General features: G+C 58.5%; 16 protein-coding genes. 8 read left to right on the top strand and 8 right to left on the bottom strand.

Annotated features, from left to right (window positions below; translation table 11 throughout):
• The 4 genes from fdhF (at position 1) to ACJO3M_RS06715 (ending at position 7,437) form a co-directional block, all read left to right on the top strand.
• The gene (gene fdhF, locus ACJO3M_RS06730; RefSeq protein ID WP_407000601.1) at positions 1-2,853 is read left to right on the top strand and encodes a formate dehydrogenase subunit alpha; all 2,853 of its coding nucleotides are present in this window, start codon (positions 1-3) and stop codon (positions 2,851-2,853) included.
• Complete coding sequence (locus ACJO3M_RS06725) at positions 2,832-4,448, top strand: Re/Si-specific NAD(P)(+) transhydrogenase subunit alpha (RefSeq protein ID WP_504362677.1); 1,617 nt, start codon at positions 2,832-2,834, stop codon at positions 4,446-4,448. Before fdhF ends, ACJO3M_RS06725 begins: the two co-directional genes overlap by 22 nt.
• Positions 4,449-4,458: 10 nt before the next feature.
• Positions 4,459-5,859: an NAD(P)(+) transhydrogenase (Re/Si-specific) subunit beta gene (locus ACJO3M_RS06720; protein WP_407000922.1), complete on the top strand. Its 1,401-nt coding sequence runs from the start codon at positions 4,459-4,461 to the stop codon at positions 5,857-5,859.
• Between the two features lie 90 nt (positions 5,860-5,949).
• Positions 5,950-7,437, top strand: a complete 1,488-nt coding sequence (locus tag ACJO3M_RS06715) for an aldehyde dehydrogenase (RefSeq protein WP_407000599.1) — start codon at positions 5,950-5,952, stop codon at positions 7,435-7,437.
• Here ACJO3M_RS06715 and ACJO3M_RS06710 read toward each other — a convergent pair whose 3' ends face one another.
• On the bottom strand, positions 7,438-8,253 hold the full coding sequence (locus ACJO3M_RS06710) for a LuxR C-terminal-related transcriptional regulator (RefSeq protein ID WP_407000598.1): 816 nt from the start codon (positions 8,251-8,253) through the stop codon (positions 7,438-7,440).
• Between the two features lie 86 nt (positions 8,254-8,339).
• Positions 8,340-9,734: an aspartate aminotransferase family protein gene (locus tag ACJO3M_RS06705; protein ID WP_407000597.1), complete on the bottom strand. Its 1,395-nt coding sequence runs from the start codon at positions 9,732-9,734 to the stop codon at positions 8,340-8,342.
• A gap of 161 nt (positions 9,735-9,895) precedes the next feature.
• Here ACJO3M_RS06705 and ACJO3M_RS06700 point away from each other — a divergent pair, with 161 nt between their 5' ends.
• Together ACJO3M_RS06700 and ACJO3M_RS06695 are read left to right on the top strand one after the other, a co-directional pair.
• Complete coding sequence (locus ACJO3M_RS06700; RefSeq protein WP_407000596.1) at positions 9,896-11,233, top strand: glutamine synthetase family protein; 1,338 nt, start codon at positions 9,896-9,898, stop codon at positions 11,231-11,233.
• 53 nt (positions 11,234-11,286) lie between these two features.
• Positions 11,287-12,009 (top strand): glutamine amidotransferase-related protein, encoded by a 723-nt coding sequence (locus tag ACJO3M_RS06695; RefSeq protein ID WP_407000595.1) that lies wholly within the window; start codon positions 11,287-11,289, stop codon positions 12,007-12,009.
• Between the two features lie 118 nt (positions 12,010-12,127).
• Here ACJO3M_RS06695 and ACJO3M_RS06690 read toward each other — a convergent pair whose 3' ends face one another.
• Positions 12,128-13,600, bottom strand: a complete 1,473-nt coding sequence (locus tag ACJO3M_RS06690; RefSeq protein WP_407000594.1) for a Na+/H+ antiporter NhaC family protein — start codon at positions 13,598-13,600, stop codon at positions 12,128-12,130.
• A 168-nt stretch (positions 13,601-13,768) separates the two neighbouring features.
• Positions 13,769-15,052: an NAD(P)/FAD-dependent oxidoreductase gene (locus ACJO3M_RS06685; protein WP_407000593.1), complete on the bottom strand. Its 1,284-nt coding sequence runs from the start codon at positions 15,050-15,052 to the stop codon at positions 13,769-13,771.
• A gap of 348 nt (positions 15,053-15,400) precedes the next feature.
• On the opposite strand from ACJO3M_RS06685, the gene ACJO3M_RS06680 reads away from it, so the two are divergent.
• Both ACJO3M_RS06680 and ACJO3M_RS06675 read left to right on the top strand, forming a co-directional pair.
• Positions 15,401-16,864 carry a malate:quinone oxidoreductase gene (locus tag ACJO3M_RS06680; RefSeq protein WP_407000592.1) on the top strand — a complete coding sequence of 488 codons (1,464 nt, stop codon included), beginning with the start codon at positions 15,401-15,403 and terminating at the stop codon, positions 16,862-16,864.
• Between the two features lie 124 nt (positions 16,865-16,988).
• A complete protein-coding gene (locus ACJO3M_RS06675) occupies positions 16,989-17,924 on the top strand; it encodes a carbon-nitrogen hydrolase family protein (protein ID WP_407000591.1) in 936 nt (311 codons plus the stop codon).
• 139 nt (positions 17,925-18,063) lie between these two features.
• Here the strand turns inward: ACJO3M_RS06675 and ACJO3M_RS06670 are convergent, their stop codons facing one another.
• From ACJO3M_RS06670 to kdpB, 4 genes are read right to left on the bottom strand one after another with little or no spacing between them, the layout of a single operon-like run.
• Entirely contained in the window at positions 18,064-18,795 is a 732-nt protein-coding gene (locus ACJO3M_RS06670) for a response regulator (protein WP_407000590.1), read from the bottom strand.
• Positions 18,792-21,470, bottom strand: a complete 2,679-nt coding sequence (locus ACJO3M_RS06665) for a DUF4118 domain-containing protein (protein WP_407000588.1) — start codon at positions 21,468-21,470, stop codon at positions 18,792-18,794. Before ACJO3M_RS06665 ends, ACJO3M_RS06670 begins: the two co-directional genes overlap by 4 nt.
• Entirely contained in the window at positions 21,467-22,069 is a 603-nt protein-coding gene (kdpC, locus tag ACJO3M_RS06660) for a potassium-transporting ATPase subunit KdpC (protein ID WP_407000587.1), read from the bottom strand. Before kdpC ends, ACJO3M_RS06665 begins: the two co-directional genes overlap by 4 nt.
• An 11-nt stretch (positions 22,070-22,080) precedes the next feature.
• Positions 22,081-24,099: a potassium-transporting ATPase subunit KdpB gene (gene kdpB / locus ACJO3M_RS06655; RefSeq protein WP_407000586.1), complete on the bottom strand. Its 2,019-nt coding sequence runs from the start codon at positions 24,097-24,099 to the stop codon at positions 22,081-22,083.

Below are 24,099 nucleotides of genomic sequence, written 5' to 3'. Positions count from 1 at the left end.
ATGTTGCATATCTACGATCCGAACACCCGCTCTGACCGTGATCTGGGCACGCCGCCCCCGGTCGAGACCGGCCACACCGTATCACTGACCATTGACGGCCAGGCGGTGACCGTGCCCGAGGGCTCCTCCGTGCTGCGCGCCGCTGCCATCGCCGGCATCCAGATTCCCAAGCTGTGCGCCTCCGATAACCTCGAGGCCTTCGGCTCCTGCCGCCTGTGCGCAGTGGAGATCGAAGGCCGCCGTGGCCTGCCGGCCTCCTGCACTACGCCGGTGGCCGAGGGCATGAGCGTTATCACCCAGAACGAGCGCGTCGCCAAGCTGCGCCGCAACGTGATGGAGCTGTACATTTCCGACCACCCACTGGACTGCCTGACCTGTCCCGCTAACGGCGACTGTGAGCTGCAGGACATGGCCGGTGCCGTCGGCCTGCGCGAGGTGCGCTACGGTTACGAGGGCAAGAACCACCTCGAGGCCGAGAAAGACACCAGCAACCCCTATTTCACCTTTGATACCAGTAAATGCATCGTGTGCTCGCGTTGCGTGCGGGCCTGCGAGGAAGTGCAGGGCACCTTTGCGCTGACCATCGACGGCCGGGGCTTCGATTCCAAGGTCGCGGCGGGCCAGGGCGAAGACTTCATGGATTCCGAGTGCGTCTCCTGCGGCGCCTGTGTCCAGGCCTGCCCAACGGCGACACTGATGGAAAACTCGGTGATTGATCAGGGCCAGCCAGAACATTCGGTGGTGACCACCTGCGCCTATTGCGGCGTCGGCTGCTCATTCAAGGCCGAGATGAAAGGCAACACCGTGCTGCGCATGGTGCCGTTCAAGGATGGCCACGCCAACCACGGGCATTCCTGTGTCAAAGGCCGCTTCGCCTTCGGTTATGCCACCCATCCGGAACGGCTGACCAAGCCGATGATCCGCAACCACACCGACGAACCCTGGCGCGAAGTCAGTTGGGAGGAGGCGATCCAGTTCGCGGCCGAGCGCATCAGGGCCATCCAGGCCAAATACGGCCGCGACAGCGTCGGTGGTATTACATCTTCCCGCTGCACCAACGAGGAAGCCTACCTGGTGCAGAAACTGGTGCGTACCGCGTTCGGCAATAACAACACCGACACCTGTGCCCGCGTCTGCCATTCCCCGACCGGCTACGGTCTGAAGCAGACGCTAGGTGAAAGCGCCGGCACCCAGACCTTCGATTCGGTGATGAAATCCGACGTTATCGTCGTTATCGGCGCAAACCCGACCGATGCCCATCCGGTGTTCGGCTCGCAACTGCGCCGCCGTCTACGCCAGGGCGCCAGGCTGATCGTCGCCGACCCGCGTTCCATTGACCTGCTGAACACACCGCACGGCGGCGAGGCGCTGCATCTGCCGTTGCGTCCCGGCACCAACGTCGCCCTGATCAACGCCCTGGCCCATGTTGTCATCACCGAAGGACTGGAAGACCGCATGTTCATCGCCAGCCGTTGCGACGGAAGCGAGTACGCCACCTGGAACGACTTTATCCGTGACGAACGCCATTCACCGGAAGCGACGGAAGACATCACCTGCGTTCCGGCCGCTAAAGTCCGCGAAGCGGCCCGGCTGTATGCCCAGGCGGGTAATGGCGCTATTTATTATGGCCTGGGTGTGACCGAACACAGCCAGGGCTCCACCATGGTGATGGGCATCGCCAACCTCGCACTGGCCACCGGCAACATCGGCCGCGAAGGCGTGGGCGTTAACCCGCTGCGTGGTCAGAACAACGTCCAGGGTTCGTGCGACATGGGGAGCTTCCCCCATGAACTGCCGGGCTACCAGCACGTCTCCCGGGAGGGCCCGCGTAAGGCCTTCGAAGACGCCTGGGGCGTTACGATCAACAGCGAACCCGGCCTGCGCATCCCCAACATGTTCGATGCCGCCATCGACGGCAGCTTCAAGGGGCTGTACGTGCAGGGCGAGGACATCGCCCAGTCCGATCCCAATACCCACCATGTGGAACAGGCGCTTGGTTCGCTGGAATGCCTGATCGTGCAGGACCTCTTCCTGAACGAGACCGCCAAGTTCGCCCACGTGCTGCTGCCCGGCTCCTCGTTCCTGGAAAAGGACGGCACGTTCACCAACGCCGAACGACGCATCAACCGCGTGCGCAAGGTGATACCGCCGCTGGCCGGCAAGGGCGACTGGGAGGTCACCCAGGACCTGGCGAACGCACTGGGCTATGCCATGCACTACGACCATCCCGAGCAGATCATGGCCGAAATTGCCAGCCTGACACCCAGTTTCCAGGGCGTGACTTACCAGAAACTGGATGAGCTCGGCAGCATCCAATGGCCGTGTAACGATGATAATCCGATTGGCACTCCGATCATGCACGAGCAGGACTTTCCAATTGGCAAGGGCCGGTTCATGGTCACCGACTACGTGCCCACAACAGAGCGTGCCAACCGCCGTTTCCCCCTGCTGTTGACCACGGGCCGTATCCTCAGCCAATACAACGTCGGTGCCCAGACAAGACGCACCGACAACCAGGCCTGGCATGAGCAGGATTGGCTGGAGTTGCACCCCCACGACGCCGAAGAGCGCGGTATCAATGACGGAGACTGGGTCGGCCTTACCAGCCGCTCAGGTAATACCGTGCTGCAGGCCAAAATCAGTACCCGCATGCAACCGGGTGTGGTCTATACCACCTTCCACCACCCCGTGAGCGGTGCGAACGTCATCACCACCGACAATTCGGACTGGGCCACCAACTGTCCTGAATACAAGGTCACTGCCGTACAGTGCGAAAAGGTTGCCCAACCTTCGGCGTGGCAACAGCGCCACCTGGAACAACATAAAAAACAATGGGACTTCTACCAAGGGTAGTCCGCAGTGGAGAGCACACGATGCGAATAGGCGTTACTAGAGAGATCGACGAAGGGGAAAAACGCGTGGCGTTGACCCCGGAAGTCGCGATACAGCTGCAAGAGCTGGGCTTCAGCCTCGCTATCGAAACAGGGGCCGGCTTACAGGCCAGTTTCGATGACGACCAGTACCGTGAAGCCGGTGTTGAGATTATCGAGGACCCGAAAGAACTGTGGCATTCGTCCGACATTGTCATGAAAGTACGTCCGCCCAGCCAACACCCGGAACTGGGCTTTTATGGTGTTGAGCTGCTGGGCAAGGGCCAGACCCTGATCAGCTTCCTCTATCCGGCGCAAAACCCCGAACTGCTGGAGGAACTGTCCAACCGTGGCGTCACCGCCCTGGCCATGGACTCGGTGCCGCGTATTTCCCGTGCCCAGAAGATGGACGCGCTGAGCTCCATGGCTAACATCGCGGGTTACCGCGCGGTGGTTGAGGCGTCCCAGCACTTTGGCCGTTTCTTCACCGGACAGATTACCGCCGCCGGCAGGATTCCTCCGGCCAAGGTGCTGGTGATCGGCGCCGGGGTGGCGGGGCTCGCCGCCATCGGTGCGGCCAAGAGCATGGGTGCCGTGGTGCGGGCCTTCGACACCCGCCCCGAGGTGAAGGAGCAGGTAGAGAGCATGGACGCGGAGTTCCTGATGCTCAGTTTTGAAGGCGAGGGCGATGGCGAGGACGGCAGCGGCCAGGGTGGCTACGCCAAGACCATGAGCCCCGAGTTCATCGAAGCCGAGATGGCACTGTTCGCGGAGCAGGCCAAGGACGTTGATATCATCATCACCACCGCCCTGATTCCGGGCAAGCCGGCGCCGGAATTGATCACCGAGGGCATGGTCGCCAGCATGAAACCGGGCAGCGTTATCGTCGACCTGGCGGCCGAAACCGGTGGCAACTGCAAGCTGACCGAGACCGACCAGGTGGTGGTCAGGCACGGCGTTACCCTGATCGGCTACACCAACCTGCCGAGCCGCCTGGCGTCGCAGGCCAGCCAGCTCTACGCCACCAACCTGCGCCACCTGCTGAGCGACCTGTGCCCGGAGAAGAACGGCGAGATTGTCGTCAACATGGAAGACGAGGTGATTCGCGGCGCCACCGTGGTGAAAGAAGGCGAGGTCACCTGGCCGCCGCCCGCACCGCGCCTGTCGGCGGCGCCAAAGACCGACATGGGCGACAAGGCCCGGGTCGAGGTTGAAAAGGCGGAGCCCCGGCCGAAACACCCGCTGGCCTTCCTGGCACCCCTGGCATTCGCAGGGCTCGGGCTGCTGGGCCTGGGTTCGGTGGCGCCGCCGGAGTTCATGGGGCATCTCACGGTTTTCGTGCTGTCCTGCTTCGTTGGTTACATGGTGATCTGGGGGGTGTCGCACTCACTGCATACGCCACTGATGAGCGTCACCAACGCCATCAGTAGCATCATCGTTATCGGTGCTCTGATGCAGATATCCAGCGAGCAACCCCTGGTGCTGATACTGGCCGTGTTGGCGGTGTTCATCACCAGCATTAATATCGTCGGCGGTTTCGCCGTCACCCAGCGCATGCTGCGGATGTTCAGGAAATAGGGTGGGTATGATGATCACAGGTGTAATCACGGCTTCTTACATAGGGGCGAGCGCACTCTTTATTCTCGCACTGGGCGGCCTCAGCCATCAGGAATCCGCACGGCGCGGAAATCTCTATGGCATGCTGGGCATGGGCCTGGCGTTGGTAGTGACGATTTTCGGTATCGTCACCAACAACTACTTCTTCCTGCTGCCAGGCATGATCGCCGGTGGCGCTATCGGTTGGTATCTGGCGAAAAAGGTCGAGATGACCCAGATGCCGGAGCTGGTTGCGATCCTTCACAGCCTGGTGGGGCTGGCCGCGGTTTTCGTGGGTTACGCCAACGCCCTGGGGCACAGTGAGCTCAGCGGTGTCGAGAAGACCATCCACGACATCGAAACCTACATCGGCATCCTGATCGGCGCGGTCACCTTCACCGGTTCCGTCGCCGCCTACCTCAAGCTGAGCGCCAGGATCAGCGGCAAGCCCTTGCAGCTACCGGCGCGGCACCTGTTCAACGCCAGCCTGGGTGTGGCGGCGGTGGTATTCGGCGTGCTCTTCGTGGAACAGTCCGCCGCCGGCGGTGGCCTGCTCTGGCTGGTGCTGATGACCGTTGTCGCACTGGTGTTCGGCCTGCACATGGTTCTTGCCATCGGCGGCGCCGACATGCCGGTGGTGGTGTCGATGCTCAACAGTTACTCCGGCTGGGCCGCGGCCGCAATGGGATTCATGCTGGGCAACGATCTGTTGATCGTGGTCGGTGCGCTGGTCGGCAGTAGCGGTGCCATCCTCAGCTACATCATGTGTAAGGCGATGAACCGAAAGTTCGTCAGCGTCATCCTCGGTGGCTTCGGCGGTGGTTCGAGCATAAGCGCCGAAGCAGGCCCGGCTGGTGAGGCCGGCAACGTGAATCCGATTGAGGCGGAGGGGGTAGCGCACCTGCTGGAGAGCGCCAAAGAAGTGATGATCCTGCCGGGTTACGGCATGGCGGTCGCCCAGGCACAGCACACGGTCTTCGAAATCAGCAATAAGCTGCGGGAGATGGGTGTCAACGTGCGCTTCGGCATTCATCCGGTGGCAGGCCGCATGCCGGGTCACATGAACGTGCTGCTGGCCGAGGCGAGGGTGCCCTACGACATCGTCTATGAGATGGACGAAATCAACAAGGACTTCCCCAACGTGGATGTTTCGGTGGTGATCGGCGCCAACGACATCGTCAATCCGGCGGCCCAGGAAGTGCCGGACAGCCCCATCGCCGGCATGCCGGTCCTCGAACCCTGGAACGGCAAGACCACCATCGTGCTCAAACGAGGCATGGCCACCGGCTACGCCGGCGTCGACAACCCGCTGTTCTATAAGGACAACACTCGTATGCTTTTTGGCGACGCCAAGGAAAGTGTCGATGCGGTACTGAAATTCCTCGGGCGCTGAAGGAGGCATATACCTACTGAGGTATATGGAGCGCCGGTGGCCCGGCCGGGTAGGCTTGTTTGCAAAGTCAATCAATGTCGGGAGAAGCCCATGAAAACCAGTGCGGAATGGAAAGCCCTGAGTGAGTCTGTGAGTTTGCACGGGCGGGCATTTATCGCCGGTCAGTTCCGGAATGCCGTGTCCGGTGAGACCTTTCCGGCCATCAACCCGGCGACCGAACAGACACTCACGGATGTCGCCAGCTGCGATCAAGCCGATGTCGACCTGGCCGTGTCCGCTGCCCGCGAGGCTTTTGTTTCCGGCGCCTGGTCGGATCTGGCTCCGGGCGACCGTAAGCGCATTCTGCTGCGTCTGGCGGACCTGGTTGAGAAACACGGTGATGAACTGGCAGTGCTGGACAGCCTGGACATGGGCAAGCCCATCAGTGAGATGATGAGCATCGACGTGCCGGATTCCATTGACTGCCTGCGCTGGACGGCCGAATCCATCGACAAGCTTTACGGCGAGATTGCACCGACGGGCAACGACACCCTCGGCCTGATCCGCCATGAGCCTGCGGGCGTCGTCGCAGCGATCACCCCCTGGAATTATCCGCTGATGATGGCCACCTGGAAGATTGCCCCGGCACTGGCGGCGGGCAATTCAGTCATCCTCAAGCCTTCCGAGAAAAGTGCGCTGAGCGTGCTGCGACTGGCGGAGCTGGCGAAAGAGGCGGGCATTCCCGATGGCGTGTTCAATGTGCTGCCCGGCTTCGGTCACACCGCGGGCAAGGCGCTGGCGCTCCATAACGACGTCAATGTACTCGCCTTTACCGGCTCCAGCCGCGTCGGCGGACTGCTGATGGAATATGCCGGCCAATCCAATCTCAAGCGGGTGTGGATTGAGGCGGGTGGCAAATCGCCGATGCTGGTGTTTGAGGATTGCGAGGACATTGAGAAGGCGGCGTCGACGGCAGCCGCAGCGATATTCTCCAATCAGGGCGAAGTCTGTATCGCCTGTTCCCGGCTCTATGTCCAGTCGTCCATCCGCGAGCGTTTCACGGAAGCCTTGCTGGAGGCGGCGAAGGCCTATCAGCCCCGGGATCCACTTGATCCGGACACCCGCATGGGTGCGCTTGTCGACAAGACCCAGTTGGAGACCGTGGCCCGCTATATTCAGTTGGCGATCGACGAGGGTGGCCAGGTGCTGACCGGCGGTGTTCCGGAAGCGGTGCCGGGGCAGGGCTACTTCGTCGGGCCCACCATCATTGGCGATGCCCACAACGGCATGCGCTTCGTGCAGGAAGAAATTTTCGGCCCGGTGTTGGCCCTGGGTGAGTTCAGCGACGAAGCCGAGGCCATCCACCTGGCCAACGACAACCGTTATGGCCTGGGCGCATCGGTCTGGACGGGCAATTTGTCCCGGGCCCATCGCGTCAGCCGGAAAATTCAGAGCGGTATGGTCTGGGTCAACGGCTGGGGCGGCGGTGACAGCACAATGCCGTTCGGCGGGGTGAAAGCCTCCGGTTATGGCCGGGACAAGTCCCTGCATGCGCTTGAGAAATACACGGACCTGAAAACCGTGTGGATCAGTCTCTGATCAGTGCTCAAGGCTCGTGGGGTTATCTTCCAGGTGGGTCAGGTGGTTGATGAATTGTGTGAAGATTTCCGCCTGAGTGGAGGTGTTCAGCCGCGTATGGATGTTCTTGCGGTGCACCTTCACGGTCCCCACGCTGATCTTCAGGCTATCGGCAATCGCCTGGGACGAAAAACCACGCAGGATCAGATCGGTGATTTCCCGCTCTCGCTGGGTGAGTACGCCGCTGGCAAACGAACGCAGGGCGCGCTTCATGGGGCCGTCGGAACGACCGTATTGCAGGAATTCACCGGACTGGGCCTGCCAGAACTGGCGCACCAACGCGCTGATGACCGGGTAGAATTCCTGCAGGGCATTTAACTCAGTGCGGGAAATGCTCTCCAGCGATGCCTTGCGCCCGAGGGTGATGGCGCAGGTCACTTTGTCATCGAGACGGATCAGCAGGTTGATCTCGTCCACCAGGCCGAAGTTCTGGTAACAGGTCTGGTAGTACTCTGTGCTCCTGAACGAATCCGGCATAATCTCGGCCAGACGTACAATGCCGTGCGATGCTCCGTTCTTGATGGCATGGAACAGCGGGTCAAGTACATAAGAGTGGCTCAGGTACTGGCGCAGGGTGTCGCTTTGTTCCTCTGGTGCGGAGGGATGGACCAGGATCGGTCGCAGGGACTTCTTATAGGTCAGTAGAAGGATCGTATCGAAGAAACACAGCGTCGACAGGAAAGCCTCCAGCATGGTCGGGAAGCTGCGCAGGCGCTGATGCTCAATGAGGACCGCCAGGTTCTTCTGCCAGCTCTCGTTCGCCTGTATCTGATTCACGCGATCTCTCATCACACACCTTAATTGTCTTTCTTTCAAGGCTAAGCCAATTAGTGGACCGAAGCCAGTCCGATCCACAGCAAGGCTCATGCCGCAGAAATGCCGCCCACCCGGGCGTAGGTGCGATCCAGCGCGACACGTAGGCGATCCACCATCTCATCCACCTCTGCATGGCTGATAACCAGCGGCGGCGAGAGCACGATCCGGTTGCCACAGGCCCGTGCAATCAGCCCGCTGGCGGTGCACTCGTCCCGGCACAGGGTGCCAACGTCTTCGTCAAAGAACGTGCGGGCGTTGCGGTCCTTCACCAGGGCCAGGCCCGCAATCAGGCCGGTGCCCTCGATATGGCCGCAAAGCGGGTGTTCGCCCAGGGTGTCCCGCAGACGGGCCTGGAAATAGGGGCCAATGTCGGAGGCGACCGATTCGATAATCCCTTCTTCCTTCAACAGCCGGATATTCTCCAGAGCGACGGCCGCTGCCACGGGATGACCGGAATAGGTGAAACCGTGACTGAAGTCGTCGCCCGACTCGACCAGGGTGTCAGCAATCCGGTCGCCAACTGCAACCGCGGAGATGGGCAGATACCCGGATGAAAGGCCCTTGGCCATCGACATGATGTCCGGCTGGAAATCGTAAGTCTGGCTGCCAAACCATTGTCCAGTTCGACCAAAACCACAGATCACTTCATCCGCCACCAGCAGCACGTCATACTTGCGGCAGATACGCTGAATCTCCGGCCAGTAAGTGCTTGGTGGAACGATCACGCCACCGGCGCCCTGGATAGGCTCACCAACAAAGGCAGCGACATTATCGGGGCCAACTTCCAATAGTTTCTCTTCCAGTTCGCGGGCGCGGATCAGACCGAACTCATCTTCGGAGAGACCATTGGCCTCGCCATACCAATAGGGCTGCCGGATGCGGTGGATGCCCGGTAACAGGGGGGCGCACTGGCCGTGCATATGGGGCATGCCGCCCAGACTGGCGCCGCCAAGGGTACTGCCATGGTAGGCATTTTCCCGTGCGATCAGCAGCTTGCGGTAGGGCTTGCCTTTGAGCGTCCAGTAATGGCGCACCATACGGATGATTGTGTCGATCGCCTCTGAGCCGGAATTGGCGAAAAAGACCCGGTTAAGATCGCCGGGTGTGATGTCAGCGATGGCCTGGGCGAGCCTGGTTACGGGTGTATGGGTGCTCTGGAAAAATGTGTTGTAGTAGGGCAGCACCTGCATCTGTTCGTGGGCAGCATTGATCAGCTCTTGCCGTCCGTAGCCCAGGTTCACGCACCACAGGCCAGCCATACCGTCGATCAGTTTGTTGCCGTCCGAATCCCAGACATGGACGCCCTCACCACGGGTGATCACCCGTGCACCCTTGCGGTTGAGTGCCTGGGTGTCTGTGAATGGATGAAGGTGGTGACGGGCATCGGTGTCGCGCACAGCGTTTTGCGTTTCAGTGTTCGGAATTCTTGTTGTGTATGACATGACAATTCCCATGAAAGTGTAGGCGCCTGGATTAACGTCCACATCTACCATAGGAAAACTCGTGTTTTCGGAGATATACCCCCCGGGTGATAGATACACCCATACTCCCAGTGGGATATCGTGGCATTCTGTCTTCCTAAAAGCATTCAAGAGTAACGCGTATGACTATTAACAAGAACCGCGACCTGGACTTCTTCATCACGGACCTGAACGGGAATTTACGCGGAAAGCGATTGCCTTCCAGCGGCCTGAAAAAGGCACGGAAAGAAGGCCTCAAATTGCCACGCTCGGTGGTCGGCTTTGATTTCTGGGGCGCCGACGTGCTGGAAAACGGGCTGGTGTTTGAAACCGGCGATAGTGATGGCGTCTGTATGCCCGTCTCTGACGACCCGACACCGGTGCCCTGGTCCGAAGTACCCCGTGACCAGATGCTGGCGATGATGTTCAATCCGGACGGCACGCCCTTCGAGGCTGATCCTCGCCAGGTTCTCAAACGCATCGTGGACCGCTTTGCCGAGCAGGGATTAACGCCGGTGATGGCGACGGAGCTCGAGTTCTACCTTATGGATGCCGAGTCCGAAAGCACGCAACGCCCGATCCCACCGGCATTGGCCGACGGCAAGGGGCGCCGGCTGTCCAACACGGAAGGTTACGCCGTCGAGGAAATGGACGGGTTTGAGGCCTTCTTTACCGATATCCGTGCAGCGTGTCAGACCCAGGGCATCGGGGCCGACACCATAATCGCCGAGATGGGCCCCGGCCAGTTCGAGGTCAACCTCAATCATGTGGCCGACCCACTGAATGCGGCTGACCAGGCGATCCTGTTCAAGCGCCTGGTGCGCGGCGTTTCACGGCGTCACGGCTATGCGGCGACGTTTATGGCCAAACCCTATGCTGAGGAAAGCGGTAACGGCTTCCATGTGCATTTCAGCCTGCTTGATCAGGACGGTAACAACGTCTTTGATAACGGCACCGAGGAGGGCAGCGATCTTCTCAGGCATGCCATTGCCGGCCTGATGAAGCTGATGCCCGAGAGCATGCTGGTTTTCGCGCCTCACCTGAACTCCTACCGCCGTTTCATGCCGGGCGCCTATGCACCGACCTTCGCCAGCTGGGGCTACGAAAACCGAACGGTTGCCCTGCGTGTACCGGAAAGTCCAAACATTGCGCGGCGGATCGAACACCGGGTCTCCGGTGCCGACGCCAACCCGTATCTCGTACTGGCCTCGGTCCTCACCGGCGCATTCTATGGCATGGAGAACAAGCTGGAGCCGAACGCACCGGTCGAAGGCGACGCCTACGCCGAGGAGAACCCGGAATACCCGCTGCCGTGCGAATGGCAGGAAGCGACCAATCGCTTCGACCAGAGCGAGATCCTGCGGGAGTACCTGGGTGACGAGTTCGTCCGGGTCTACGCCGAAGCCAAGCGCCAGGAGCGTCAGCGCCTCAATGAGCAGATCTCCGACATTGAATACGAAGCCTACCTGGGCCTGCTCTGATTTAATAAACGACAGATAACGCCTGCGGTAAAGCCGCAGGCGAGGAGTACCTGATGAGTCTGAAAATCGGCATACTCGCCACCGGCATTACGCCGGACGATTTGATTGATACCTACGGGTCCTACGCGGACATGTTCATGAACCTGTTCGGGCAGGCCGGCTACGATTTCAAATACGAGACCTTCGATGTCCGGGACGATGTCTTTCCGGATTCGGCCGAATCCTGCGATTCCTGGATCATTACCGGCTCCAAGTCCAATGTTTACGAGAACACGCCGTGGATGGCCCGCCTGAAGGACCTGATCCTCGAGATCTACAGCACCGGTCGCCCGATGGTCGGCATCTGCTTCGGACACCAGATTATCGCCGAGGCCTTTGGTGCCGACGTGAACAAATACCCGGAAGGCTGGGGCGTTGGCCTGCACACCTATCAGCTGGAAAAGACTGTACCGGAACTGGACGACCTGCAAGGGCAGTTCACCCTGAACGCCATGCATCAGGACCAGGTGCTGACCAAGCCGAAGCAGGCCGAAGTGGTCGCCTTTTCGTCATTCTGCCCCTTTGCCGCACTCCAGTATGATAACCGCATCCTGACCCTGCAGGCCCACCCCGAATTCAACGTGGATTTCGAATCCCGGTTGGTACTGTCGCGCCGTGACAATCCGATTCCGCCGGCAGCGGCAGATGAGGCGCTGGTAGGCCTCAACGACGAGTCCGCCGACACGGATTCCTTGCAGGTGGCACGATGGATGGCCTCGTTTCTCCAGCAGGGGTGAACCGGTAAGGTTCTAGTCCCGTCCCATATCGACCGGCGCCAGGCGCCGGTCTTTTTTTGCAGACACAAAAAAGCCGGGCGAGGCATAAGCGCCTGGCCCGGCTGGCAGCATCGCTGCCTCAGGCGATGGTGTACCCCATCACGATGAAGGACACGAAGGCCATGACCGCACCTATCGTGGCGTAGGGGATCTGGGTCAGGGCGTGCTGCATCGGTGTACAGCCGGAGCCCGTGGATGACAGCACCGTAGAGTCACTGAAGAAGCAGGCATGGCTACCAAACGCAGACGCGGAGAGCAGGGCGCCCACAGTCAGTGGCATGGACATATCCATGGCCTGGGCCATCGGGATTACGATGGGCAGCGATACCACAAACACACCCCAGCTTGACCCGGTGGAGAACACCACCGCGGCCATGGTGGCAAACACCATCGCTGGCAGCAGCTCCGGAGAGAGATACGGGGTGATGGTGTCGATGATATAGGTGGTCATGCCCAGTTCATCGTTGATGGCCTTGACCATGAAGCCGGCACACACCACGGCGATCGGATGCAGCATAACCTTGAAGCCATCCAGCATGGAGTCGGTCAGTTCGCCGAAGCTCATCAGCCGCTGGCAGAAGTACAGGATCATCGTGAAGATGGAAGCCACCAGCGCGCCCAGCAGCAGGTCGATCTCGTAGTAGATGCTGGCGGTAATCAGGACTGCCATCGGCAGCAGGAAGTTCATCAGCCCCACCGTCGTGGAAGTACGACGAACGTTGCTGGTATCGAAACCCTGGTCCTCTAATCCGTCCGGGATCGGCTGGCCATTACGGGCCCGTTCCTCGGCCTTTTTCATCGGGCCGAGATCCTTCAGTACACCCATGGCCACGAGGAAAACCACAATCAGTGCGGCCCAGCCGTATGCCATGTAGGGAATCGAATCAATGTACAGCGACATGCCCTGGCCGTCAGGAACGGCGCCGTTTTCTTCCAGCAGAGCGCCAAAATAGACCGCCCAGGTGGAAATCGGAACCAGAATACAGACCGGAGCGGCGGTGGAGTCCACCAGGAACGCCAGTTTTTCACGGGAGATCTTGAAGCGATCCGTCAGGGTCTTCATGGACGCGGATACAGCCAGCGAGTTCAAGTAGTCATCAATAAAGACCGCCAGGCCCAGGAAAGAGGTGGTCAGCATGGTGCCGCGCTTGGTCTTTATACGCCTGGCCAGCACCTCGCCAAAACTCAGCACACTGCCGCCGCGCTCCAGCATATTGATCAGGCCGCCCATCATGCCGCAGACCAGTACAATCCAGGCGATGGTCTCGTTCTGGACCACGTTCATGGACAGATCACCCAGGCTGGTGAAAAGGTTGGTCGGGTCGATCAGGAGGGAACCGGCAACAATACCGGCGAAGATGGATTCAAGGGGGCGCTTGGTTTTAACAGCGACCAGAACGATAAGAAGGGAAGGCAGCAAGCTCAGTACACCGTACGAATCGCCCTCCACCTGCCAGGTCGACATATAGGCGAAGGCCGCGAGTATCGCGCCGTAGCCCAATATCGAATACAGGGGCCCCCAGCCGGGACGGTCCTTCAGACCATCGTTCATTGGCATGATCCCGCTATCAGTACTTATTGTGTTGTCAGTCATCATATTACCCGTCTCTTGTTTTTCATTGGAACCGCGGTGAGAGCAGTCACCGCGGAATTCGGGGGCATTTTGATCTCACCGGGCCAGCAGACAGGCGGCCCGGCCGATGTTAGTCAACGTGAGAAATCAAAAGCCGAGCTGGTCGCGCAGGTTGTAGTACCAGGCCCCCATGGCGGTCAGCGGAATCCGCATGGCCCGTCCGCCGGGGAAGGAGTACTGGGGCAGGCCGGCGAAGATGTCGAATCGTTCTGCCTGGCCCTGGATAGCGTCACTGATCACCTTGCCCGCCAAATGGGTACAGGTGATGCCATGGCCGCTATAGCCTTGCGCGTAATAGATATTCCCGCCAATGCGGCCAAACTGGGGCAGACGCATCAGTGTGAGAAGGAAATTGCCCGTCCAGGCGTAGTCGATCTTTGCTCCCTTCAGCTCCGGGAAGGTCTTGAGCATCTTGGGCACGATCAGGGATTCGACCTTTTCTGGCTCGCGGGCGCCGTAGGTGACGCCACCGCCATAGATCATCCGGCCGTCACCGGACAGGCGGAAGTAGTCGAGGAGGTAGTTGCAATCCTCAACACAATTGTCTTTGGGCAGCAGGCGCTGGCGCACATTCTCGGCCAGCGGCTCAGTGGTAATGATCTGCGTGCCGCAGGGTATGGCCTTGGATTCCAGCTTGGGCAGCAGGCCATTGAGATAGGCGTTACCGGCAACCAACACATAGTCGGCCTCAACGCAGCCTTCCTCAGTGTGGACGACCGGTTTATCGCCTTCACGAATCCGCAGGGCCGCGGAGTTCTCATAGATGACGCCGCCCAGGGATTCAACGGCCGCTGCTTCACCCAGTACCAAGTTGAGCGGATGGAAATGCCCGCCGCTGTGGTCGATCAGACCGCCGGTGTAGCGTTCGCTGCCGACGTGTTGCTGGATGGCGTTCTCATCCAGTAGCTCGAGCTGGTCATGGCCGTGGGCTTCCCAAAGCTTTTTCTTTTCGACCAGTCCCTCGAATTGCTTGCTGTTGCAGGATGCGAAAATGCCGCCTTCTTTCAGGTCGCACTGGATGTCGTACTGCTTGACGAAGCGCCGCAGGATACGACCGCCCTCGAAGGCCATCTGGCCCATCTCGGCACCGACTTTCTTGCCGTAGTTCCGTTCGATGAAGTCGATATCGCGGCTGTAGCTGTTGACGATCTGGCCGCCATTGCGGCCGGATGCGCCGAATCCAATGCGGCTGCCTTCCAGGACAACCACCTTGAACCCTTTTTCGGCGAGGTGGAGCGCTGTCGACATGCCAGTGAAGCCGGCGCCAATGACGCAGACATCAGCCCTTACGTGCCCTTGCAGGGTGGGGCGTACGGCCTTGTCATTCGCCGACGCAGCGTAGTAGGAATTGGTATGAGACGTTGTTGGCACGGTGTTACTCCCGAAACATCATTGTGTCTTGACCGGCCCTCCCGAAGGTTGGCCGATTGAGTCTTGTCTTGGGATACAACGTTACGGAGAAGTGACAATCCCGTGATATACCCCCCTGGGTATATTTTGGGAGGGTAATCATTGCAGGGTTGATCGACTGTGGTGCATGGAATGGGTTTGGGGGAGGGCGGGGAGATTGCGCTTCTGGCGATGATCCGCTCGGGAGCCTATATTGGCTTGGTGGCAAGGCTTGCGATAGGTTTTCAGTGTATGCCGGAAGCATGGTATTTTCGGGCTACAAGATCTTGTTGATTAAAATCAGAAAATCCAGACTGGCGAGTAGACTTTATGAACGTAGTGATCATCGGCGCGGGGATTATGGGAACCACTTTTGCCACCCTGGCAAAAGAGATGGCACCGGATTTGGACATCACCATCCTGGAGAGACTGGACAGCGCCGGGGCAGGAAACTCATGGGCATTCAACAACGCCGGCACGGGACATGAAGCGAACTGTGAGCTTAACTATACCCCCGTGGATGAAGAGGTCATTTCGGTCGAGAAAGCGCTGAAGATCCACGCCCAGTTCAACGTGGCCAAGCAGTTCTGGGCTTACCTGATCGAAAAGGGCGCCATCAAGGACCCTAAAACGTTTATCAACCAGACCAAGCACTGCACCATTGTTTCTGAATCCGCCATTGAAGAACTGCAATTGCGATTCAAGGAAATGTCGGCTCATCATTTTTTCGAGCACATGCGTTACTCGGAAGACTTCGACGAAATAAAAAGCTGGATTCCCTACACCATGGAGGGACGCCCTCGCCATGAAAAAATGGCGGCTACCGCTATTGAAACCGGCACGGATGTTAACTTTGGCGCTTTAACGGAGCAGATGGCGGCGCATGCAGTGCGTGAGCTGGGTGTGAAAATTGAGTACGGCACCCATGTAAAACGTGTACACAGGAGCCCCACAGGGCGGTGGGTTATCGAAGCTGAAAGCAACGGGACCAGGGTTCAGCATAGGGCGGATGTGCTCTTTGTAGGCGCCGGTGGGGGCGCTTTTCCACTTTTGAAAAGAAGCCACTTACCGTTTCGGAGCCGATTTGCCGGCTTTCCTGTGGGCGGGCGGTTTTTGCAGGCACCGATCAGCGAAGAGCAGGCCGGGAATTACAGGGCCAAAACCTATGGCAAAGCCAAAGTTGGCGCACCTCCCATGTCCGTACCGCACCTGGATTTACGGGTAGTGGATGGCAAGCACTATTTACTTTTCGGTCCTTTCGCATCGTTTAAACCGGTGCTCGAGAGAGGCCGTGGATTTTTTGATTACCTTACCTCCATTCGTCTGCATGATATCCCGGGCTTGCTGAATGTGGCCCTTGAGCATTTCCCCCTGGTTAAATACCTGGTTTCAGAGACCTTCAAAGGCGAAAAGAGCATGTTTGAAGAGCTTGAGAGCTTTGCTCCGGGCTTGAGCAAGAAGTTCGACTGGAGACCGGTTCAAGCCGGCCAGCGAGTGCAAATCATCAAGGACGGGGATTTGCAGATGGGCACGGAAATCCTTGTCTCCAAAGACAAGACTTACGGGACATTGCTGGGGGCATCGCCTGGCGCGTCGGTTTCGCCCGAGGTTATGTTGCGCTGCCTGGAGCAGTTGTTACCGGCTGTCGTTTCCAGCGAAGAAGCCAAAGAAAAGAAGAAAAAGATGTTCCCTGAGGACGACATGGATGCATTGATCAATAATCCCGATCGTTACCGGGAAATTCGTGACTCAGTCAACAAACAGTTGGGGATAAACCAGTCCAGGGCGCAGTGAGGTCGGCTATTCACCTGATCAGGGGCGGATTGCAGAAACCCTATACTGGCCTTCGCGCCCCCTACACATGTGGACTATTCTGAAGCAGTGATACCAATGAAAAATGGCCTGCCCTGGAATAGTCATGACAAAAATCGCGATCATTCAGGAACCCCCCGTCTACCTCGACCTTGAAAAAACGATGTCTCGTGGGGTTGAGCTGATTGCGGACGCCGCGCGTGAGGGGGCTCAGATGGTGGTTTTCCCCGAGGCGTGGTTTCCCGGGTACCCCACCTTTGTCTGGCGTCTGCCACCCGGCGCGGGGATGGGCAAAACGGACGAATTGTTCGCCCACCTGCAAGCCAATTCGATCGACCTGAGCCGGGGCGGCATGACTCCCTTGCAGGAAGCCGCGAAGGAAAACGAGGTCGTCATCGTCGCCGGCTATCAGGAACTCGATGGCGCGGTCAGCGGCAGCACCTTGTTCAACAGCTGCATCATCATCGATGCCGACGGCACAATTGCCAACAACCACCGCAAGCTGATGCCGACCAATCCAGAGCGCATGGTCTGGGGGTTCGGCGACGGATCGGGTCTCAATGTTGTCGACACCGCGGTTGGGCGCATCGGCGCATTACTGTGCTGGGAAAACTACATGCCGCTGGCGCGTTTCACACTGTATGCCCAGAACCTCGACATCTACGTTGCGCCCACATGGGACAGCGGCGAGACCTGGCTGGCCACCATGCAACATATCGCCCGCGAAGGTGGCTGCTGGGTGATTGGCTGCGCAACCGCGCTCGAAGTCTCGGATATCCCCACCGACATTCCTCATTATGACGAGCTGTTCCCGAAAAAGGACGAATGGGTGAATCCCGGCGATGCAGTAATCTACAAGCCCTTTGGAAGCATTCATGCAGGGCCGATGCATAAGGAAAAAGGCATGCTGCTTGCCGAAATAGACGTCAGCGCCGCCCGATCCTCACGCCGAAAATTCGACGCCAGTGGTCACTACGCGCGCCCCGATGTGTTCTCACTGAGCGTGAACAGGACAAAGCAGCCGCCGGTGACATTCGACTGATTGATTGCAGTCAAAGATAGACACGAAATCCATTTAAAGCACCAAACTCTTCGTCCGAACCAGGAAAAAGGATAAGTGAGCTGAAAAGAGTTGAGCCATAGGGGAGCAAGCCGTCCTTTCTACCCTGATTGGACTCGCTTCAGGGCGTAGCGCTACTTTCTAGAAAACGGTAGCCAACACCAGGTTCCGTCTGGATATAATTCTGCTCTGTCGGGTCATCGCCGAGCTTTTGCCTGAGCCTGCCGATCAGAACGCGTAAGTAGTGGGTATCTTTTGTATGAGTCGGCCCCCAGATGTCTTTCAACAGTTGCGATTGGGTGACGATCTTGCCAGACGCGAGCATCAGAACCTTTAAAACCGCAAACTCTTTCGGAGTTAGCCTGACCGGCTCTCCATTCACCGTAATCTTTCGCATGGAAAGATCAATGTTCAGTGCGCCATCATCAAAAATAACCGATGTTTCCAGGGGCGAGACACCATTGCGCCCATAACCTCGTAACTGTGTTCTGACCCTGGCGAGTAACTCATCCACACCGAAAGGCTTGGTTACGAAGTCGTTAGCTCCCAGGTCGAGAGCTTTGACTTTTTCCAGTTCGCGGTCCCGCACTGACAGGATGATGACCGGAACTTCCGACCATTCACGTAGAGCCGCGAGTACATCGGAGCCATCCATATCGGGCAGCCCCAAGTCCAGAATGACAAGGTCCGGCGAGTTTCTGGCGCACTGAACCAGCCCGCTTTCGCCATTTTCAGCTTCCAGTAATTCGTATCCCTCGGTTTTCAGGCTGATACGCAAAAAATGCCGAATCTGGGACTCATCGTCGATGATCAGAATGCAGGGCTTGTCCCTATTTTGTGCTGTTACACTCATTCAGTGGGTTCCCGGTTGGACTCTTGTTCCGATGATTCTATCAGGGGAAGCTCTATTTCGATGGTCGCTCCCCGATTATCTGGACCTGGTAATGCCCGAATCTGACCTCCATGGGCAGAGATCATGCCGTTACAGATAGCCAGCCCAAGGCCACTGCCATGAGGGCCGCGATCACCTTCGCCGCCGGTGAAAAACATATCGAAAACCTGCTCCCGTTGCTCTTCGGGTATGCCTGGCCCCTCATCGGAAATGGCGATAATGAGTTCATCATCGATTCTGTGGGCACGAATTCTAAGGGTTGATCCATCAGGCGCAAATTTCGCTGCATTCTCCAGAACGTTTACCAGCGCTTGCTCGATCAATGCAGGATGCACAAAAAGCAAAGGCAGATCATCGGCGACATCCCGTTCTATGTGGACGTTCGTCATCAGGTTTCTGGTGCGCCTAAGAGCCGACGACAGGATGTCCGTCAATGCGATCCAGTCTCTCTCGATCTTGAGCGTTCCGTGGCCGAGTTTCGTCATGTCGAGCAGGTTGCGGATGTAGCGATCCAGCCGTTCACCCTCACCAAGAACGGAATCCAACAGACTATCCCGGTCTTCATCAGACAGCCGATTCGACATGGATTTCAGGGTGCTTGCCGACCCGATCATGGACGCAAGCGGCGTACGAAGATCGTGGGATATCGAAGAGAGCAGGGCTGAGCGCAGCCGCTCGGTTTCCTCGGCTACCTGTGAGGCGGAAAGGTTGGCCGCCAGTTTGGTTCGAAACCAAGCCAACCCAAGTTGGTGGACGTAGACGCCAATGGCAAGTCCTCGATAATACTCAGGCGTCATATCATCGATCCATAAACCAAGAACAGCGTAGATCTCCTCATCCGCCTCGATCGGTTCAAATCGCCACGACAAGCTGTTCAGCGTATCCGAGAAAGCACCACTGGGTTTTCCGTTGCGCATGGCCCAGTCGATCGCCGAGTAGGCAGCCTCATTGAGGGGATGTGCCGGTCCACCGCGAGTGACCACTTCGAGAACACCATTGTCCGGATTCTTTTGAACAATAATGAGTGGCATCTTCAATTGTGCGTAAAGCACTTCGATGGCTTCGTTCTGGACCGTTGTAATATCAGGGGCGGACGCAAGGCGACGAGTAAATTGGAGGTGCGCGTCTGTCAGGTCATTTGATGCACGTAGCATCTGAACCTGATCCCTGAGCCTTCCCGCCAGATTACCGCCACTGACCGCAATAACAAGAAAGAACACAACGGTAAGAATTTCATCCGTCTCCGTCATGTTGAAGGTGAGGCGTGGCTCGGTGAAGAAAAAATTGTAGGTCAGAAAGCTCAACAAGGCCGTGAACAACGCAGGCCGGATGCCTGTTCGCGCGGCTACCCATAGCACCGACGTCAAAAAGACCAGAGACAGGTTGCCGAGAGGCAGTACATCCTGAAGGCCCATAGACACAGCCGTCGCGGCACTAACGCTGGCTACTGCCCAGGCATAGTCGCTCCACGGCGCGCTCACGCCCGAGTCATCCATCAATTGCCGGCGCTGCTTGCGTGGCACCGGGATAAATGTGACCTCAAAGGCCTCGGCGTCTTTCAGAAGACGGCGACTGGTGGATTTACGGAAGTGCCACCAACGGTTGTGGGAGCGGCCCAGAACCAACGTGGTGACGTTCTGCTCCTTGGCGAAGGCGAGAATTTCCTGTGCCACGTCGTAACCGCGCAGCGTTCTTACCTCTGCTCCCAGCCTGGAGGCCAGATCAAATGCTTTTTCCAGGCGCTGCCGTTCTTCTGATCCCATCCGGCCATTGTCGACCGTGACTACCGTCCACGGTGATTTCCGTCGATCTGCGATGCGCCGGCCAGCCCGAACCAGTGTTTCACCCTGACCCGAGCCATCCACCGCGACCAACATCCGGGACCGAATGTGCCATGGTCCCTCGATACCCCGCGATTGCATGGTCTCGCGCACATCCGCATCCAGGCGTTCAGCGATGGCCTGAACCGCCAGTTCCCGCAGCGCCGACAGGTTCGATGGTGAGAAGTAGCCGTCCATGGCGGCGCGGGCCTGCTCGGGCACGTAGACCTTGCCCTGTCTCAGTCGCTCCAGCAATTCCGAAGGCGTGAGATCCACCAACACGATGTCCCTGGCCCGTTCCAGTATCGAATCGGGAACCGTTTCCCGCATTCGCACACCGGTTATACTGGCTACCACGTCCGAGAGGCTCTCCAGATGCTGTATGTTGATTGCGGTCCAGACGGTAACGCCCTGATCCAGTAATTCCTCAATATCCTGATAGCGGCGAGGATGACGGGTGCCCGGAATGTTCCGGTGAGCCAGTTCATCCACCAGTAGGACCTCAGGCTTGCGCTTGAGTGCTGCGTCCAGGTCGAATTCACGGAATTGTTTGTCGGAATAGTGAATCTCTTTGGCAGGCAACTGCTCAAGGCCCTCAGACAGGGCAATCGTCTCCTCGCGACCGTGGGTCTCGGCCACTCCGATAACAACATCAACACCCTGCCTACGTAGCTCGTGAGCGGCCTGAAGCATCTGGTAGGTTTTGCCGACCCCGGGTGCCGCCCCGAGAAATACCTTCAGCCCGCCGCCCGTTTCGCGCTCCTGAGTTTTCAGGAGCGCGTCGGGGTTGGGGCGATTGTGATCGCCTTGATTCAATCGGTAGTCTCCTTATCATCCAGTGCCAGGTTGATCCGCAGGACATTCACCCGGGGCTGGCCGAAAACACCCAGTGTGGGGCCTTCAGTGTGACGTTCAATCAGTTCGTCGACCTCAGTGACCGCAATATCCCGGGCGGTTGCCACGCGCTCTGCCTGCAATCGCGCCGACTCCGGAGATATGTGGGGATCGATGCCGGAACCGGAAGCCGCAAGCATGTCCACCGGGATAGAGCTTGGCTCAACTCCTTCTCTGGCGGCAACCTTGCGGGAATCTTCGGCGACGCGGTCTCCCAGGTTCGGGTTGCTGGCCGCGTAGTTAGAGCCACCGACGGAGAACGGATCGTAATCTGCTGCTGAAGGCCGACCGTGAAAGTATTCCGGGGCTTCGAACCGTTGTCCAACCAATTCTGACCCCACCACTTTTCCATCAATCTCGATCAGACTGCCAGTGGCTTGATGCGGGAAAAGTACTCCCCCTACGGTGGTGATGACCAGTGGGTAGAGGCCACCGCAAAGCAGGATGAATACGACGGCAGCCCTCGCGGCGGAAACCCACGATGCTGACCGGCTTGCAGTAACAGTGTTTGAATCAGCCATCTTCATTCTCCTTAGATTACTACCGTGAGCATGACATCCAGCGCCTTGATGGCGACGAAAGGAAGCAATAGCCCGCCCAACCCGAAAATCAGAAGGTTACGGCGCAGCAGCTGGGTCGCGCTGGCCGGCTTGAATTGAACACCCTTGAGCGCGAACGGAATCAAGGCAGGTATGATCAACGCGTTGAATATCGTGGCTGCCAGCACTGCACTCATCGGGTTCGAGAGGTTCAGTATGTTGAGCGCATCCAGTGCCGGAAGGCTGGTCACGAACAGCGCCGGCAGGATGGCGAAATACTTGGCCACATCATTAGCCAGGGAGAAGGTGGTCAGCGAGCCGCGGGTAATCAGAAGCTGCTTGCCGATCTCCACCACCTGCAGCAGTTTGCCGGGGTCTGAATCCAGATCCACCATGTTGCCGGCTTCACGGGCGGCCTGGGTACCGGAGTTCATGGCGAGCCCAAGGTCAGCTTGGGCCAGGGCAGGCGCATCGTTGGTGCCGTCACCCATCATGGCGACCATGCGCCCCTCCGCTTGCTCCTTACGGATGATATCCAGCTTCTGTTCTGGTGTGGCCTCAGCCTCGAAGTCGTCAACGCCTGCCTCTGCCGCAATTGCTGCGGCTGTCACAGGGTTGTCACCAGTGATCATCACCGTTTTGACGCCCATTTCCCGCAGTGTGGCGAACCGCTCCTTGATCCCGGATTTGATGACATCAGAAAGGGCAATAACGCCGAGTACGCGATTGCCTTCAGACACCACCAGTGGGGTGGCACCATTTTTGGCGACCCGGTCTACCAGGCGGTCGGTTTCTTGCGGATAGTGTCCGCCATTCTCGGTGACGAATTTGCGAATCGCATCTGTCGCGCCTTTGCGCAGCACCCGACCATCAGGCAAATCCACTCCGGACATGCGGGTGTTGGCGGAGAACTCGATGAACTCCGTACCTTCTGAAGCTTCAACATCTGAACCTTTGTCCCTGGCCAGAGCGACCACGGATTTTCCCTCAGGGGTAGGGTCCGCCAGGGAAGTCAGCAATGCCGCATCCCTTAATGTGCCAGGCGCAACGCCCTGCACGGTTTCAAAGGCGGTGGCTTTGCGATCACCCAGTGTGATGGTGCCGGTTTTGTCCAGCAGAAGGGTGTCGATGGAACCTGCCACCTCAACCGCTTTACCGGACTTGGCTATCACATTGGCACGCATGGCCCGATCCATGCCTGCAATACCGATGGCCGGAAGTAGCCCACCAATAGTGGTCGGAATCAGGCAAACGAGAAGCGCCACTAACACCGAGTAGGACGGTGTAGCACCGACAAATCCGCCAAAGGGCACCAGGGTGACCACCACAATCAGGAACACCAGGGTCATGGCGGCCAGCAGAACCGAGAGAGCCAGCTCGCTCGGTGTTTTCTGCCGTTTTGCACCTTCAACCAGGTCGATCATACGATCCAGCAGTGAGTTACCGGGGTCTACCGTAACTTCGACCACAACCTCATCCGAAAGCACCTTGGTACCGGCACTGACACCACTGTTATCCGTGCGTGCCTCCCGCAGCACAGGAGCCGATTCACCGGTGACAGCTGATTCGTTGATGGTTGCGGCGCCGCTGATAATTTCACCATCGGCAGGGATCAATTCGTTGGGTTTCACCAGTACCTGGTCGCCCCGGCGCAGGTCTGTCGCTGGCACTTCCTTGTGCTGGTGGCCATCCAGCTTGCGGGCTTTCAGATCTTTTCTTGTCGCCCTCAGTGCACCAGCCTGAGCCTTGCCACGCGCTTCGGCAACGGATTCTGCACCGTTAGCGAAGAGCACTGTAAATAACAAGATGGCACAGATGGCGAAATCAAGCCCAGCGGGCTCGCCCTGGGTCAGGTGGGTAAGGCCCAGAAGGAAGGTAATCAAGGTGCCGATACCGACGACCATCATGACCGGGTTGCGGGCCAGATCTTTCGGCGAAAGGCGCTTGATTGACTGGCCGACAACGCTACCGAGATCAAGCGTATCAGTCATTTTCGGGGTTTTATTGGACAT

Origin of the sequence: Marinobacter alkalisoli (assembly GCF_045449795.1) — a bacterium.
Lineage (GTDB): Bacteria > Pseudomonadota > Gammaproteobacteria > Pseudomonadales > Oleiphilaceae > Marinobacter.
This window is presented reverse-complemented; position numbering and strand designations above follow the sequence as displayed.